The organism is Ideonella azotifigens, assembly GCF_006519715.1.
In the GTDB taxonomy this organism is placed as follows: domain Bacteria; phylum Pseudomonadota; class Gammaproteobacteria; order Burkholderiales; family Burkholderiaceae_C; genus Ideonella; species Ideonella azotifigens.
Genome location: NZ_VIDT01001022.1, coordinates 1 through 1,456, shown reverse-complemented (window position 1 = coordinate 1,456; position 1,456 = coordinate 1). Strand labels below are relative to the sequence as shown.

1 protein-coding gene and 1 pseudogene are annotated in these 1,456 nt (G+C 69.2%); both read right to left on the bottom strand.

Annotation, left to right across the window (positions count from 1 at the left end; all coding sequences use genetic code 11):
* The coding region (locus FKP22_RS30245; RefSeq protein ID WP_211361669.1) for a type VI secretion system Vgr family protein at positions 1 to 1,227 on the bottom strand (1,227 nt) is incomplete at its 3' end.
* 26 nt (positions 1,228 to 1,253) lie between these two features.
* Positions 1,254 to 1,456: pseudogene (locus FKP22_RS33120) on the bottom strand (hypothetical protein); the annotation flags it as partial.

Below are 1,456 nucleotides of genomic sequence, written 5' to 3'. Positions count from 1 at the left end.
ATAGCCACGGGCTGCCGCGCGCTGGCGCAGCGCCGGCTCGATCCAGTCCGGCAGCAAGGCCGGATCCTTGCCGGCGGGCGTCTTGAAGGCCTTGGCGATCGCGTCGCTCAGGTCCTTGGGCAGGTTGTTGATGCCGACGTGGGTCACGCTGGTCAGCAGGAAGCGCTTGTCTTCCTCGGGCTTGAACGGGTCCAGTGCGTCGAGCGAGGATTCGGCCAGCGCGAAGCGGGTGCCAGCCTGGAAGCTGCGCACCACGGATTGGCCCAGCCAGCGCTTGTGCCGCGCTTCGATGGCTTGCTGGGCCAGCGTCAAGGCGCGCTGGGCCTGGCCGCCGTCGGCGAACAGGCCTTCGCCCAGGCTGTCGTAGGCTTCCAGCCAGGCGGCGTTCTCGCCACCGACGATGCCGGCAGTCGGCACTTCGGCGGCGATCAGGCGGCCGCTGGCCACGTCGTAGCTGGTGGCCGAAGCCACGGCCAGGGCTTGGCGGCGCTGGCCGCCGAAGGCCTGCACCGTGTCTTGCGCTTCCTGCACGCCGTCGCGGTGAAAGCGCAGGCCCGCGCCGCCCAGTGCGCTCGCCGACGAAATGTCTTCGGGGCAACTGTCGGCCGAGGTGCTGTCGGCGAAGAAGACCACGCAAGGGCCGGGCTGGCCATCCGTGCTTTCTTCGAAACGGTAGGCGATGCCTTCCGCGGCAAGCTGGCGTTGTACGAAGGCCAGGTCGCTTTCGCGGTACTGCACGACGTACGGGCGCAGGCCACCTCCGGCCGAAGCGGCGAGGTGCTCGGTCACGCAGGATGACCAGCGCCAGCTGCCCAGCGCGCTGTAGCGGGTCAGCACGCTGTCGATCATGTCGGGGAAGGCCACGTCCTGCCACACCTGGCTGCGCAAGGTCTGTGACAGGAAGCCCAGCCAGGGCTGCACGATGAACTGGTAACGCGCCAGGCCGCCATCGCTGTCGTCGGCCATGGCTTGCAGGACGTGGCCGCTGCGCGGCTGTTCGCTGCCGTCCGACAGCCGGGTCAGCAGCGTGAGCGGTTGGCCCAGCATGGCGTCCAGGTCCAGTTGCGCGGACTCGGCCACGCAGCTCAGCTGCAGTTGCCAGGGCTGGCTCAGCGCTTCCTGCAGCGCCCAGGCTTCGACCTGAAGCTGGGCCAGCTCGCCTTCGGCTTGAAGGCGGTAGAGGCGGGTGCCGTCATCGAAAGGTGCAAGCGAAGAGGGGAAGCTCATGGGCCGGAACCGTCAGGGGCGGCAGCTCAGGGACGAGCAGAGGCCTGCGGCGAAAGAGAGGTGGGGCAGGCTTGCGCCTTGCCCCAATAGCCATCGCAGATGCGGCGGCGGCAGGCCAGCATTTCTTCGTCGGCCAGCGAATTGCATCGGCTCACCAGCTCGGCAATGCTGCTGGCCGAGTGCGTGCCGCCGGGGCTGGCTGGCGCGGCCGGGAAGGCGGCCAGCGGTG